This window comes from Microbacterium sp. B19, assembly GCF_000333395.1.
Classification (GTDB): Bacteria; Actinomycetota; Actinomycetes; order Actinomycetales; family Microbacteriaceae; genus Microbacterium.
Genome location: NZ_BADA01000108.1, coordinates 1 through 13,320 on the forward strand (window position 1 = coordinate 1; position 13,320 = coordinate 13,320).

13 protein-coding genes and 1 pseudogene are annotated in these 13,320 nt (G+C 72.2%); 6 read left to right on the forward strand and 8 right to left on the reverse strand.

Annotation, left to right across the window (positions count from 1 at the left end):
- Both I5G_RS25700 and I5G_RS20415 read left to right on the forward strand, forming a co-directional pair.
- A pseudogene (locus tag I5G_RS25700) lies at positions 1-274 on the forward strand (hypothetical protein); the annotation flags it as partial.
- 173 nt (positions 275-447) lie between these two features.
- Positions 448-1,338, forward strand: coding sequence for an endonuclease domain-containing protein (locus tag I5G_RS20415; RefSeq protein WP_148286390.1), 891 nt, complete (start codon positions 448-450; stop codon positions 1,336-1,338).
- A gap of 92 nt (positions 1,339-1,430) precedes the next feature.
- On the opposite strand, the gene ccsB is transcribed toward I5G_RS20415, so the two are convergent.
- The 7 genes from ccsB to I5G_RS03880 form a co-directional block, all read right to left on the reverse strand.
- Positions 1,431-2,447, reverse strand: a complete 1,017-nt coding sequence (ccsB, locus tag I5G_RS03850) for a c-type cytochrome biogenesis protein CcsB (RefSeq protein WP_022877877.1) — start codon at positions 2,445-2,447, stop codon at positions 1,431-1,433.
- Between the two features lie 4 nt (positions 2,448-2,451).
- Entirely contained in the window at positions 2,452-4,161 is a 1,710-nt protein-coding gene (locus I5G_RS03855) for a cytochrome c biogenesis protein ResB (protein ID WP_022877878.1), read from the reverse strand.
- A 52-nt stretch (positions 4,162-4,213) separates the two neighbouring features.
- Positions 4,214-4,963: a cytochrome c biogenesis CcdA family protein gene (locus I5G_RS03860; RefSeq protein WP_022877879.1), complete on the reverse strand. Its 750-nt coding sequence runs from the start codon at positions 4,961-4,963 to the stop codon at positions 4,214-4,216.
- Positions 4,960-5,565, reverse strand: a complete 606-nt coding sequence (locus I5G_RS03865) for a TlpA disulfide reductase family protein (RefSeq protein WP_022877880.1) — start codon at positions 5,563-5,565, stop codon at positions 4,960-4,962. Before I5G_RS03865 ends, I5G_RS03860 begins: the two co-directional genes overlap by 4 nt.
- Positions 5,565-6,209 carry a histidine phosphatase family protein gene (locus I5G_RS03870; protein ID WP_022877881.1) on the reverse strand — a complete coding sequence of 215 codons (645 nt, stop codon included), beginning with the start codon at positions 6,207-6,209 and terminating at the stop codon, positions 5,565-5,567. The genes I5G_RS03865 and I5G_RS03870 overlap by 1 nt, the downstream gene beginning before the upstream one ends.
- Positions 6,210-6,307: 98 nt before the next feature.
- The gene (locus tag I5G_RS03875) at positions 6,308-6,997 is read right to left on the reverse strand and encodes a DedA family protein (RefSeq protein ID WP_022877882.1); all 690 of its coding nucleotides are present in this window, start codon (positions 6,995-6,997) and stop codon (positions 6,308-6,310) included.
- An 88-nt stretch (positions 6,998-7,085) separates the two neighbouring features.
- Entirely contained in the window at positions 7,086-7,478 is a 393-nt protein-coding gene (locus tag I5G_RS03880; protein ID WP_148286391.1) for a hypothetical protein, read from the reverse strand.
- 68 nt (positions 7,479-7,546) lie between these two features.
- On the opposite strand from I5G_RS03880, the gene I5G_RS03885 reads away from it, so the two are divergent.
- The 4 genes from I5G_RS03885 to I5G_RS03900 are packed head-to-tail and all read left to right on the forward strand — an operon-like array spanning position 7,547 to position 12,213.
- Complete coding sequence (locus I5G_RS03885; protein ID WP_022877884.1) at positions 7,547-8,290, forward strand: hypothetical protein; 744 nt, start codon at positions 7,547-7,549, stop codon at positions 8,288-8,290.
- On the forward strand, positions 8,287-9,543 hold the full coding sequence (locus tag I5G_RS03890) for an adenosylhomocysteinase (protein WP_022877885.1): 1,257 nt from the start codon (positions 8,287-8,289) through the stop codon (positions 9,541-9,543). Before I5G_RS03885 ends, I5G_RS03890 begins: the two co-directional genes overlap by 4 nt.
- Positions 9,540-10,853, forward strand: a complete 1,314-nt coding sequence (locus I5G_RS20420; protein WP_022877886.1) for an amidohydrolase family protein — start codon at positions 9,540-9,542, stop codon at positions 10,851-10,853. The genes I5G_RS03890 and I5G_RS20420 overlap by 4 nt, the downstream gene beginning before the upstream one ends.
- Complete coding sequence (locus I5G_RS03900) at positions 10,846-12,213, forward strand: NtaA/DmoA family FMN-dependent monooxygenase (protein WP_022877887.1); 1,368 nt, start codon at positions 10,846-10,848, stop codon at positions 12,211-12,213. Before I5G_RS20420 ends, I5G_RS03900 begins: the two co-directional genes overlap by 8 nt.
- Positions 12,214-12,229: 16 nt before the next feature.
- On the opposite strand, the gene I5G_RS03905 is transcribed toward I5G_RS03900, so the two are convergent.
- Positions 12,230-13,225 carry a nucleoside hydrolase gene (locus I5G_RS03905; protein WP_026095630.1) on the reverse strand — a complete coding sequence of 332 codons (996 nt, stop codon included), beginning with the start codon at positions 13,223-13,225 and terminating at the stop codon, positions 12,230-12,232.
- Positions 13,226-13,320 lie beyond the last annotated feature (95 nt).

The following is a 13,320-nucleotide window of genomic DNA, read 5'->3' on the forward strand; positions in this document are numbered from 1 at the left end:
GCGGGTGGGGGCGCTGGATCGCCGCGATCGTCGGGGCGCTGGCGTGGCGGCGAACATCGGTTCGACGGTGCCCCCGTTCCTCGCGGGGCTCTCCTCCCTGCTGCCGACGTCTCCGGCGTACTCCGCGATGCTCGGCGCGCTCGCCTCGTCGGGCGGCGTCGGCGCCGGGATCGTGGCGCTGGCGGTGTGGGCGCTGATCGCGCTGGTCGTGACGACGCTCGTCGTGGTGCGGCGCCGCACGGCGTCGCTGCGGGCCGCGGCTCAGCCCGCGTAGCTCGCGCGCCGGCGCATTCCCTGTTGAGTGTCCAAGACACGCCGCATGACCGGCATCCGGTACGGCGTGTCTTGGACACTCGCGGGTAGCTGACCCCGGCGACCCCTCCTCCACAGCATCGGGGATGTGGACAACTTCCGGGGCTCTCACCGCGGTGGGGCTGTGATGGAGCGATGCACCCCCGACCCCTGCCGGAACCCCTCGATGCTTCATTCCATGTGCAGGATGCCGACCGGCTCGGCGTTCCCCGGAGGCGCCTGGTCGCGACGGACGTGTGGGCACCGTTCCACGCTGTCCGAGCGCGCGTCGGCACGCCTTCCGTCGACACGCTCGACCGCTGTCGCCTGTACGCGCCCCGCCTCCGCGATGGCCAGGTCTTCAGCCACGAGACGGCCGCGGAACTGTGGGGCATGCCCCTCCCTCGGCGCCCCGCGTCAACGACACTGCACGTGAGCGCGGCGCCGCCGCTGCGAGAGCCGCGAACCACCGGCGTCACCGCTCATCGCATCGGACGGGATGCCGAGGACCTCACGACCTTCGAAGGACTCCCGGTCACCACACCGGTCGCGACGTGGGTCCATCTCTCCGGCTCCTTGTCCGAGCCGGCCCTCGTCGCGATGGGAGATTGGCTGCTCGCTCATGGCATCCCGAAGGCGGCGCTCGAAGCCGCGGTGGCGAGGTCTACCGGCAGGGGCGTGGTGGCCCTCCGCCGTGCATTCGACCGACTGCGCCTCGGAGTGGAGTCACCCCGCGAGACGGCGGTTCGGCTGGTCCTCGTGGACGCCGGCCTCCCGGAGCCGACGGTGAATTGGACTCTTCGCACGAAAGGACGATTCGTCGCCCGCCTCGACATGTCGTATCGCGACTATCGCGTGGCGGTCGAGTACGACGGTCGCCAGCACGCACTCGAGGAGCAGTTCCGTCGCGACGCCGACCGATGGCGCGCGATCACCGACGCGGGCTGGATTCTGGTGCGGGTCCTGTCCCACCACCTCGACTCCCCCGCGCGCGACATCGTCGCCCCGGTGCGCCGCGCGCTCGAGTCCCGCGGCTGGTCAGCCTGATCAGCCCGGTCGAGTGTCCAGGACATGCCGTGTGACGACGCTCGCATGCGGCGTGTCTTGGACACTCGACCGAACGAGCGGCCGCGCCCGGGTCAGTTCGTCAGGCCCGAGTAGGCGTGCAGGCCCTTGAAGAAGACGTTGACGATCGTGAAGTTGAAGAGCACGGCGGCGAAGCCGATGATCGACAGCCATGCCGACCGGGTGCCGCGCCAGCCGCGCGTCGCGCGGGCGTGGATGTACCCGGCGTAGAGCACCCAGATGACGAAGGTCCAGACTTCCTTCGTGTCGAAGCCCCAGAAGCGGCCCCACGCGTCGTTGGCCCAGATCGAGCCGGCGATGAGCGTGAAGGTCCAGAAGATGAAGCCGACGATCGCGAAGCGGTAGGCCAGCGACTCGAGCGCGTCGGCGTTCGGCAGCGTCTGAAGGAAGCTGCGGCGGGGGGCTGCGGCATCCGAGGAGGCGGCGATCGCGAGCTTGCGCTCCCGGCGCGCCTGCAGCAGCTGCATCACCGACAGGCCGAACGCGAGCGCGAACAGGGCCGTCGCGAGCGACGCGACGAACACGTGGATGACGAGCCACACCGACTTCAGCGGGTCGGCGAGCGGCACGACCTCGACGTGGAAGGCGAGCGTCGCGCCCCCGAGCAGCACGACCGCGAGGCCCGTGATGAGGGAGCCGAGGAAGCGCAGGTCGAAGCGCGTCAGCACGACGAGGTACACCGCGACGACCAGCAGCGTGCCGGTGAGCGCGAACTCGTACATGTTCGACCACGGCACGCGCCCGGCGGCCACGCCGCGCAGCACGTCACCGGCGAGGTGGAAGAGGAACCCGAGCGCGACGAGCGCGGTGCCCATGCGGGCCCACAGGTAGCGCGGCTTCGCGGCGGAGGTCCCGGATGCCGAGGACGTCGGCGGCGCGACGAGGACGCCCCCGCCTCCCGCGGTGACGAGCTCGCGCGCGACGACCTCGTCCTTGGCCTTGATCGCGAGGTCGGAGCGGCGCGCCAGGTCGATCGCGTAGGCGATGAAGGCGAGCACGTAGATCGCGACGGCCGTCCACACGAGGAGGAGGGAGATCTCGTCGAGCAGGAGGGGGTCGGTTCCGGGCATGGTGTCAGTCTACTTTTCCGGTGTCGGGGCGGCTCTGGTCATCCGCGGGGGACGGCGTGCGGCTCGGCAGGGAGGCGCGGTGCCGCTCCACCATCTGGTCCACGGCCGAGGCGAGCGTCGGGTCTTCTCCGCGCGCGAGGCCGGCGTACTCCACGCGCACGGTGTCGCCGTGCGGCGTGGCCTTCACCCACATGCGGCGGCGGGGCACGAACAGGGCCGCGAGCAGTCCGAGAGTCGCGAGCGCGGCGAAGCCGAGCACCCAGGGCCCCGCGAGGTCGCGGTGGATCGACAGCGAAGCGAAGCGCTTGACGGACCCGGTGTACCCGGTCGACCCCGCCGGGGCCTCGTTCTCGAACGTGATCGTGCCGAGGCCGTTGGGGAGGTCCTGCGTCTCCCCCGGCATGAGGCGGAGCGCGGGAGTGCCGCTGTCGCCGCCGGCGATCTGCGTCATCCCGGTCGGGTCGAGGGTGTACACCGAGCGCGGGGTTCCGTTGTCGATGCCGAGGTCACCGGCGTACACGCGGAGGGTGAGCACGGGGTACTCGAGGTCGCCGTAGGTCGAGGTCAGGGCCCCGGAGGTGAGCGTGTCCATCGTCGGGTAGAAGAACCCGATGAGGCCCAGCTGCTGCGGCATGCCGTCGGCGACCTTGATGACGCCGAGCGAGGTCATGTTGGCATCCTGGGGAAGGAAGGCCACGGAGTCGTGGAACACCTCCACGCCCTGGGCGTTGCGGATCGTCACGGTCGGCGCATAGCCGTTGCCGAGGAGGTAGACGCGGTCGCCCTGCACGTCGAGCGGGTGGTTGACGCGCACCTGCCCCTCCTGCCGCTGGCCGTCGGGCGTGAGGGTGGTGACGTTGGCCGCGAAGTTGCCCGCCTGTCCGGATCCCGGCTGCCCCGGCGGAACGTATGTGACGTCGAAGCGGTCGAGCGTCATCGAGTACGGCGCGAGGGCGTTGGTGTTCACGAACCGGCCGGGGTTGAACGAGGAGTAGTCGAGCAGGCTGTTCGTGAAGGCCTGCCCCTCGACCAGGACGCGCTGCCCGGTGTAGGTGAAGCCACCGCCGACGCCCACCGCGATCAGCACGCCGACCAGCGCCGCGTGGAACACGAGGTTGCCGGTCTCGCGCAGATACCCGCGCTCGGCGGAGACCGAGAACGTCCCGCGTCCGTCGTACCGGGCGATGCGGTAGCCGCTCTTGCGCAGTTGCGCCGCGGCGGTGTCGACGGCCGCGGCCGCGAGGGAGGTGGCATCCTGCCCCTCGGGAACCGACACCGTCACGGAGCGGTGGTCGTCCAGACGCGACAGCCGCGCGGGCGTGCGCGGGGGCTGCGAGCGCAGGGCCTTCCAGTGGTGCTTGGTGCGCGGGAGGACGCAGCCGATGAGCGAGATGAACAGCAGGATGTAGATCGCCGAGAACCACGGCGACGAGTACACGTCGAAGAGGCTGAGCTTGTCGAGCACCGGCGCGAGGTCGGGGTTGTCGGTGAAGTACTGCGTGACGCCGTTCGGGTCGGCACCGCGCTGCGGCACGATCGACCCGGGCACCGCCGCGATCGCGAGCAGCAGCAGCAGCACGAGAGCGGTGCGCATGCTCGTGAGCTGTCGCCAGCCCCACCGGAGCCACCCGACGACGCCCAGGCGGGGCGACGTGATGTCGTCCGACGGCGGGGCGGAATCGGCGTGATCGGAGGGGCGCAGCGGATCGGTCACGGTGGCTCCCCGATCGGGACGAGAACGGTCGGACGAACGGTCGGACGAAGAGTCAGAGCGGGAGTTGGACACCCTGCATCACCCCCTGCAGGGTCGACATCCACGAGCCCCACAGCCCGGTCACCATGAGGAGACCCAGCACGATGAGCAGCGCACCGCCGATGAGGTTGACCACGCGGATGTGCCGGCGGACGAACGCGACCGAACGCGTCGCCCAGCCGAAGCCGATGGCGAGGAGCAGGAACGGGATGCCGAGCCCCAGCGAGTACGCGAGTCCCAGCAGCGCCGCCCGCCCGGGGTCGCCCAGGTTGTACGACACCGAGAGGATCGCGGCGAGCGTCGGGCCGATGCACGGCGTCCAGCCGACGCCGAGCGCGATGCCCAGCAGCGGCGCCCCCACCAGACCGAGGTTGCCGCGGGCCTGGAACCGCACCGTTCGCTGCGCGAGGCCGAAGAGCCCGATGAAGACGAGACCGAGCAGGATGATGACGACGCCCATGATCCGGGTGATGACGTCGGCGTAGCGGAGGAAGAACGCCCCCGCGGTCCCGCCGAGCACGTTCACCGCCATGAAGACGACGGTGAATCCGGCGATGAACAGCAGTGTTCCGAGCACGAGGCGCGAGCGCCCGGGAGTGGATGCCGATCCCCCGCGCGGCGCGACGGCTCCGCCGATGAAGCCGAGGTACCCCGGCACGAGCGGCAGCACGCAGGGCGAGAGGAACGAGATCAGGCCCGCCGCGAGGGCGACGGGCAGCGCGAGCCAGAGCGCCCCGTCGAAGACGAGAGCTCCCGGGTTCACGCGCTCTCCGCGACCACGGTCTGCACCATCGCTTCGAGGATGGATGCCTCGGGCAGCTCGCCGATCACCCGTGCGGCGACGCGACCCTGGCGGTCGAGCACGAGGGTCGTGGGGGTGGCGTTGATGGGCGTCTTGTCGGCGAACGCGAGCTTGAGCTCGGCGTCGCTGACGGCCATGAGGCTCGAGTACGACACGTCGTTGTCGCGCGCGAACGACAGCGCCGTCGCGGGCTGGTCGTACGTGTTGACGCCGAGGAAGGCGACGTCCTGACCCTGGAACGACTGGTAGGCCTGCTCGAGGCGCGGGGCTTCGACGATGCACGGACCGCACGTGGCGTACCAGAAGTTCACGACGAGCACCTTGCCGGCGTAGTCGGCGCTCGTGGCCGTCGACCCGTTGTCGAGGGTGCCCGAGAACACGACCGGTTCCCCGCGCTGGTCGGGGGCGATCTCCTGCGTCTGGAAGCCGTTCGCGGCGATGTAGCCCTTGTTGTCGCCGGCGCGGTACTGGTCGGCGAGCGGGTCGGCGCTGCACGCGGCGAGACCCCCGACGAGCGCAAGGGCGGCCGTCGCAGCGGCGGCGGCGGAGAGGATTCGGCGCATCAGACGGCTCCTACGTCGACGGCTCCGGCCGTGGCGGCCGGCTCGGCGTACGCCACCTCGACCCAGCGCGAGGCGCCGTCGGCGCCGTCTCGCCGCTCGAAGCTCGTCACGCTCGACAGCGCGCAGCGGCGCTTGCGGGGGTCATGGCGGGTGGGCTGGCGGGAGAGCGCGAGGTGCGTCACCCAGATGGGGAGCTGGTGCGAGACGACGACCACATCGCCCGACGGCACGCGCTCCCACGCGTCCGTCATCGCCTCGGTCATGCGCGCGACGATGCGCTCGTAGGGCTCGCCCCAGCTGGGCACCGCGGGGCGGGAGAGGTGCCGCCAGTTCAGCGGGTTGGCCAGGGCCTTCTTCATCCGGCGCCCCTCGAACACGTTCGTCGGCTCGATCACCCGATCGTCGATGAACGGCTCGATGCCGAACAGCTCGACGAACGGCTGCGCGGACTCGCGCGTGCGCTGCAGCGGCGAGACGACGAGCGCGCCGATCGGGCGCTCGAGGCCGTGCACGTACTCCGCGGCCTGCCGGGCCATGCGGCGTCCGTCGACGCTCAGTCCGAATCCGGGGAGCCGACCGTAGAGCACGCGGCGGGGGTTGTGGACTTCCCCGTGGCGCACGAGATGAAGGCGGTCGGCGGGCACCCGTCAAGTCTACGCGGCGGGTCTTGTGGGCCGGCTGAGCGAGGGACGCCGTTGGTTCGACGGTGTTCTACCGCGGGATAGCCCCGGGATGCCCGGTGTCAGGCGTCGCGCCGCGAGGCCAGCAGCGACCGCACCCGCGCGTACAGGAACCAGGCGATCCCCACCGCGACGCTCCCGATGACGACGTACTGCAGGATGTCCGCGTACTGCTCGATGACGTGCCAGTTCTCGCCGAGCAGGTAGCCGGCGAGCACGAAGATCGTGTTCCAGATCAGGCTCCCGGCCGCGGTCAGGAGACCGAAGCGCCACAGCGGCATCTTCGCGACGCCGGCGGGGATGGAGATGAGGCTGCGGAAGATCGGCACCATGCGTCCGAAGAACACCGCCTTGCCGCCGTGCCGTTCGAACCACGCGACGGTGCGGTCGACGTCCTCGGGGTGCAGCAGCGGGACCTTCGCCGCGATCGCCCGCAGGCGCGCGGCACCGAGCCATCGACCGAGCGCGTAGAGCGCGAACGCGCCCACGACGGAGCCGAGCGTGGTCCACAGCAGCGCCTCGAACAGCGTGAACGACCCGCGGCTGGCGGTGAGCCCGGCCATCGGCAGCACGACCTCGCTCGGCAGCGGCGGGAAGAGGTTCTCGAGGGCGATCGCGATGCCGGCCCCGATCGGGCCGATGATCTCCATGAGCGAGACGGCCCATTCCGACAGCGACGTGAGCCAGGACTGCTCGCCGGACGCGGAGCCGGACGCGGGCGCGGCCCGCAGAGTGAGGGTGCTGTCGGTCATCGGGTGCCTTCGCGCTCGGTGATCGGCCGCCCGTCCGGACGCCCGCCTGCAGCCTAGGGCCGCCGCCTCCGCGGGACCTGTGAGCGGATCAGGATGCCGAGATCCCGGCGCTCACGATGGCCGCGGCGACGAACCACGTCGCCGCCATGACCACGATGCCGGCCAGCGGCACCCAGAACGTGATGCGGTGGCGGACGAGCCGGACGATCGCGATCACGACCGCGACCAGCAGCACGACCCACGGGGCGACCACCGCGGACCAGAACCCCACGTTCATGAGGCCGTAGTCGCAGTTCATCGACCCGCACGCGTCCGCCGCGAACGCGAGGAAGAACCCGGCGTACGAACATGCGAGCGCGGCGAGCGGCAGCAGCACGAGGAAGACGATCGTGAGAGCCAGGTCCCATCCCCGTCGGGCCGGTCGCGCCGCCGGTTCGGGCCGCAGCGTCCGGTACGAATCCGGGGAGAGGGAATAGGTCACGCGCGCCATCCTAGAGATGCGGCGTCATCGATTCGCGCTGCACCGACCTCGCGCCGTACGTTCGAGCCGTGCCGTCCTCCTCGTCCGCCCTCCCCGCCGGGCTCGACGGTGGATTCCCGATCACCCGCGGCCTCCTCGGCGCCCGGTCGGTCGAACCCGCCGTCCTGACCTACGGCGGGGCGCTGCCCGCCCTCCCGTCCCTGCTCCGCGCCGCCCTGCGCGAGACCTGGGGCATCGACGTCTCCCCCGGTGCCGACGGCCCCGACCCGCTCGCGTCGCGGGCGTTCGGCATCCTGTACGCGCACGTCCGCGCTGAGCAGGTGGTGCTCGCCGTCTCGGCCCGAACGAACCTCACGCTCGCCGGCAGCACCGTGCGGATCGTCGGCGACGGCCCGCTCGCGACGGCGCTCACGACGGTGCTGCGACGACTGGGCGCGGCCGTCGTGCGCGCGACGGACGACCCCGTCGAGCGGCTCGCCGCGCGGCTCGACGGCGTCCGCGTCGAGGCCGTCGCCGACACCGGCACCGCGCACCTCACGCTCCTCACGGGCGTCGGCCACGACGGCGTCGCACCGACGGCGGCCGCCGGCCTCGTCGCGGACGCCTCCCCCCGACCGGTGGATGCCACCGACCTCCCGTCTCCGCGCCCGCACGTGCGCACGACCCCGAACGGAGCGCTCGTAGAGATGCCGTCCCCGCTCCCCGTCGAGGGCGAGCACCCCACGGCGACGCAGCTCCACCTCGCCGACGCTCTCGTTGCGACCCTGATCGCCGACGCCGAAGCCGACCTCGCCACGGCGGTGACCCCGTGAGCGGCCGGATCGCCGACCCGTCGCTGTGGCGCGCGGGGCACGACCGCATCGAATGGGCGCGCGCCCACATGCCCGTGACGACCGCGCTCGCGGACCGCCTGACCCGCGACGGCACCGTCGCGGGCGTCCGCATCGGCGTGTCGGACGTGCTCGAGCCGAAGACGGCGACGATCGCGCTCGCGCTCGCGGAGGCGGGCGCCGACGTGACCGTCACCTCCGCCGGCCGCAACACCGACGACGCCGTCGCCGCCGCCCTCGCCCACGCCGGACTCCCGGTCTACGCCCGCGCCGACGCCGACCGCGCCGAGGACCGCGCGAACGCCCTCGCCCTCCTCGACCACCGGCCGCACGTGATCGTCGACGACGGCGCCTCCACCATCCGTCTCGCGCACCTCGAGCGCCCCGACGTCGTCGACGGCATGCGCGGCGCGACCGAGCAGACGACCTCGGGCGTTCGGCCGCTGCGTCGCATGGAGGCCGAGGGCGCGCTGCGCATCCCGGTGGTCGCGGCGAACGACGCGCGCTCGAAGTCTCTCTTCGACAACATGCACGGCACCGGCCAGTCGGTCGTGTTCGCGGTGGCCGACGTCGCCGACCGCTCGTTCCGCGGGGCGACCGTGGCGGTCGTCGGGTTCGGACGCGTCGGCACCGGCATCGCGCAGCACGCGGCCGCCCTGGGAGCCCGCGTGGTCGTGACCGAGACCGATCCCGTCGCCGCTCTCCAGGCCGCGTTCGCCGGCTTCGAGGTGCAGACGCTCGCCGAGGCCGTGCGGCACGCCGACATCGTCATCTCGGCCACCGGCATCCGTCACACGATCGACGTCGCCCACCTCGACGCGCTCCGCAGCGGAGCCGTGGTCGCCGTGGGCGGCGGTGTCGGGCAGGAGATCGCCCTGGATGCCGCCCGCGCGGCGGGGGCCGTCGAGATCTCGCGCACGGGCGCCGTCTCGGTGCTCCGGATGCCGAGCGGCGCGGAGGTGCGCGTCCTCGACGACGGCAACTGCCTCAACGTCAGCGCGGCCGAGGGCAACCCCGTGGAGATCATGGACCTCTCCTTCGGCGTGCAGCTCGCCTCGGTCGCTCACGTCCTCTCGACGCCCGACCTCGCCCCGGGCGTGCACGAGCTGCCCCGCGAAGCCGACGACGAAGTGGCGGCGATCGCGCTCGCGTCCTTCGGCGGGACCCTCGACGCCCCCTCCGCGGCGCAGCAGGCGTTCCTCGCGGCGTGGAACCCCGACGGGGACGAAGAGTGACGGTCGTCGTCCACCGCGCCCCCGTCGTCCTCTCCCCCGGCTCGGCCGCGCGGGCGGACGGGCTCGCACTGGCCGACGGGGCCGTCGCGATGGCGGGCGACCGCATCGTCGCCGTCGGACCGTCCGCCGACGTGATCGCCGCCGCAGGCCCCAACGCAATACTCCACGAGTGGGACGGCGCGCTCACGCCCGGCCTCGTCAACGCCCACACGCACCTGCAGTACAGCGACATGGCGGCCGTCGGGCTCGCCGCGCACGACGGCTTCGAGTCGTGGATGAGCGCCTTCATGGAGCTGTACCCCCTCCCGCGGGACTGGGGGACGTCGGCGGCCGCGGGAGCTGCCCTCGCCCTGCGCTCCGGCACGACGGCGGTCGCCGAGATCGTGACGGACGCCGCCGCCGGATCCGCGGTGCACGACGCGGGCCTGCACGGCATCGCGTTCTGGGAGGTCCTCGGCTGGACCGAACGGGCGTGGAACGTCGACGGCGAGCGCACGGTCCGCGCGCAGCTCGCCGCCCTCCCGACGCCGCCCGCCACCGGCCTCTCGCCGCACGCGATCTATTCGCTGGACACCGCCGTCATCCGCGAACTCTCCCGGCTCGCCCGGACGCTCGGCGTGCGCCAGCACATCCACGCGGCCGAATCGGCGTGGGAGGAAGCGTACGTCCGCTCCGGCACCGGTGACCTCGCTGAGCGCTGGCGGGCCAACGGCCGTGGCGAGTTCGCGCTGCTCCGCGACGGCGGCGTCGGCACGGGCGTCATCCGGTATCTCGACGACCTCGGCGCCCTGACCCCGTCGACTCACCTCGCGCACGGGATCTACGTGGATGCCGATGACCGGGCGCTCCTGCGCGAGCGCGGGGTCAGCGTGGCCCTGTGCCCCCGGTCGAACGCCGTGATCGGCCTCGACCCGGCGCCGGTCACGGCCTACCTGCGCGAGGGCAACGCGATCGCGGTCGGCACCGACTCGCTGTCCTCCTCCCCCAGCCTGTCGCCGTGGCACGACGTGTCCGCGCTGCACGACCTCGCCCGCGCCCAGGGCTACCGCGACGACGACCTCCACGCCCGCCTGTTCGCCGCCGCGACGACCGGCGGTGCGCACGCCCTCGGGATGGATGCCGACACCGGAGCGCTCCGTGTCGGAGCCCGGGCCGATCTCGCCGTCTTCCCCGTTGCCTCGGACGCACCCCGCGACGCGCTCGCCGAGCTCGTCGAAGCCGGGCCCGCCGAGGCATCCCTCACCGTCGTCGGCGGACGCGTCCGCTGGGCGACGACGATCGACCACGAACGGACCACCGCCCATGTCTGACCCCCGTCCTCTGCTGTTCGGCCTGTACGAGCAGGCCTGCGTCGGCAACGGCTCCTCGGCCGCGAGCCTGTGGACGCACCCCGCCGACGAGCGGCTCTCCGCGACCTCCCTGCGGTATTGGCTCGACCAGGCGCGGCGCGTCGAAGAGGCGGGGATGGACCTGTTCTTCTTCGGCGACGTGCTGGGGCTCTACGACACGTACCGCGGAGGAGCGGAGACGGCGCTCCGGCACGGCGTGGAGATCCCGGCGCTCGATCCGATGCTGCACATCCCGGCGCTCGCCGCCGTCACCGACCACCTCGCATTCGGCACGACGGTGTCGACGACGTACGAGCACCCGTTCGCGCACGCGCGCCGCTTCTCGACGCTCGACCACCTGACCGCGGGTCGCATCGGATGGAACGTCGTGACGTCCTACCTGCCGGGTGCCGCGGCGAACTTCGGCCTCGACGTCCTCGCGCACGACAGCCGCTACGACCGCGCCGACGAGTTCCTCGAGGTCGCCTATGCGCTGTGGGAGCGCAGCTGGGACGACGACGCGTTCGTCGGCGACAAGGCATCCGGGGTCTTCGCCGATCCCGCGAAGGTGCACCGCATCGATCACGTCGGCGAGCACTTCCGCGTCGCCGGTCCGCACCTGATCACGCCGTCGCCGCAGCGGACGCCGGTCATCATCCAGGCGGGGTGGTCGCCGCGCGGCCGCGAATTCGCCGCGCGCCACGCCGAGCTGATCTTCGTGGGCGACTCCGACCCGGTCGCGGTGCGCGAGGGGCTGGCCGGCATCCGTCGACGCGCCGAGGAGCTGGGCCGGGATGCCTCTCAGATCCGCGCCGTGGTCGGCATGAACCTCGTGGTAGCCCCGACCGCGATCGCCGTGCAGGAGAAGATCGACTCGCTCCAGGCCCACTACGCCTCGGAGGCGCAGCTCGCCGCGTACGCCGGCTGGGGCGGCATCGACTTCTCGCTGTACGCCGACGACGAGCCGCTCGTGAAGCGCGCGACGAACGCGACGCAGACGAAGGAGACCCGCAGCGACGCCCCCGTGCTCACCGCCGGCGACGTGCGCCGCCAGTTCTCGCGGGTCACGGCGTTCGCGGACGACCGCTTCCTCGGCACGCCGGACGCCGTCGCCGACGCGATCGGGGCGTTCGTCGAGGAATCCGGCGTCGACGGCTTCCTGCTGCACCCTTTCCTGTCGCCGGGCTCCGTCGAGGACTTCTCCGAGCTCCTGGTCCCCGCGCTCCGCGAGCGGGGGCTGTACGGCGGGTTCCCGCAGGACGGCACGTTCCGCTCGCGCCTGCGCAGCGACCGCCGCGACCGTCTCGGCGACGACCACCCGGCCCGCTCCGCCGCCCGGTGAGGGCGCGGCGCCGCGGTCAGTCCTGCGGCGCGGGCCCCGTCGAGAGCGCCTGGACGAACCGGCGCCGGAACTCGGTGCCGTCGAACGCCGTGACCGCGCGGATCGTGGGCCCCTCCGGGGTGCCCCACACGAGCGGTAGACCGTCGTGCGTGAGGGCGATGCGGGTGGCGAGCGAGTCCGCGTACGGCGTGAAGTCGACCGGTCCGTCGATCCAGCCCGTCACGATCTCCGGTCGGTGGAGCACGACGGTCGCGAGACCGTCGTGGGCCGACGAGATCCGGCGGCCCCACTTGTACTGGTAGAAGTCGTTGTACGCGTCGAGCACCTCGCCGGCGAACGTCGCCCACGGCGTCCCGACGCCGCGCAGCACCGCGAGGACGTGCTCGTCGAGGATCGCGGTGGCCGTGACGTTCACGCCGACCATGATGACGTTGCCCGCATTGCGCGCCCCGAACACGATCTCGGCGGCGCGACGGTCGTTCGCGGTGTTGGCATCCGTCAGCGTCGCCCCGCCCGGCGCCGGGTACGGTCCCGCGCCGCCCATGATGACGACCGAGCGGAACTTCAGGAACAGCTCGGGGTCGCGCTCGAGGGCGCGCGCGACGTTGGTCAGCGGTCCGAGCGGGTGGAGGTCGACCTCCCCGGGGTTCTCCGCGGCGATGCGCACGATGGCATCCACCGCGCTCTCCTCCTCGACGCGCAGCTCCGCGCGCTCGAAGCGGTCGCCGAGGCCGTCGGTGCCGTGCACGAAGTCGGCGATCGACGCCTCACCCTCGATCGGCGCGGCCTCGCCCAAGTGCACCGGGATGTCCTCGCGCCCCGCGAGTCGCAGCACGGTCCGGACGTTGCGCGCCGAGTCGACGACCGGCGTGTTGCCGTAGATCGTCGTGATGGCCTCGATCCGCACGTCGGGCTGGGCCAGCAGGTACATCAGGGAGTGCGCGTCGTCGAGACCCGTGTCGGTGTCCACGAGGACCCGGCGGACGGAGGGGACGGGAGAAGGGGATGCCATGCTCTCACCCTGCCGGTTCGTCCCGTGCGACACGGCCGGGTGTTACACCGCGTGACACGTTCGTTCCCTGTTCGTCACGACGAGACCTCAGAGTG

Excerpts from the sequence above, each read along its gene's own strand:
- I5G_RS20415 (WP_148286390.1), top strand. The coding sequence starts at position 448 with ATGCACCCCCGACCCCTGCCGGAACCCCTCGATGCTTCATTCCATGTG.
- ccsB (WP_022877877.1), bottom strand. The coding sequence starts at position 2,447 with ATGCCCGGAACCGACCCCCTCCTGCTCGACGAGATCTCCCTCCTCCTC.
- I5G_RS03865 (WP_022877880.1), bottom strand. The coding sequence starts at position 5,565 with ATGCGCCGAATCCTCTCCGCCGCCGCCGCTGCGACGGCCGCCCTTGCG.
- I5G_RS03875 (WP_022877882.1), bottom strand. The coding sequence starts at position 6,997 with ATGACCGACAGCACCCTCACTCTGCGGGCCGCGCCCGCGTCCGGCTCC.
- I5G_RS03900 (WP_022877887.1), top strand. The coding sequence starts at position 10,846 with ATGTCTGACCCCCGTCCTCTGCTGTTCGGCCTGTACGAGCAGGCCTGC.
- I5G_RS03905 (WP_026095630.1), bottom strand. The coding sequence starts at position 13,225 with ATGGCATCCCCTTCTCCCGTCCCCTCCGTCCGCCGGGTCCTCGTGGAC.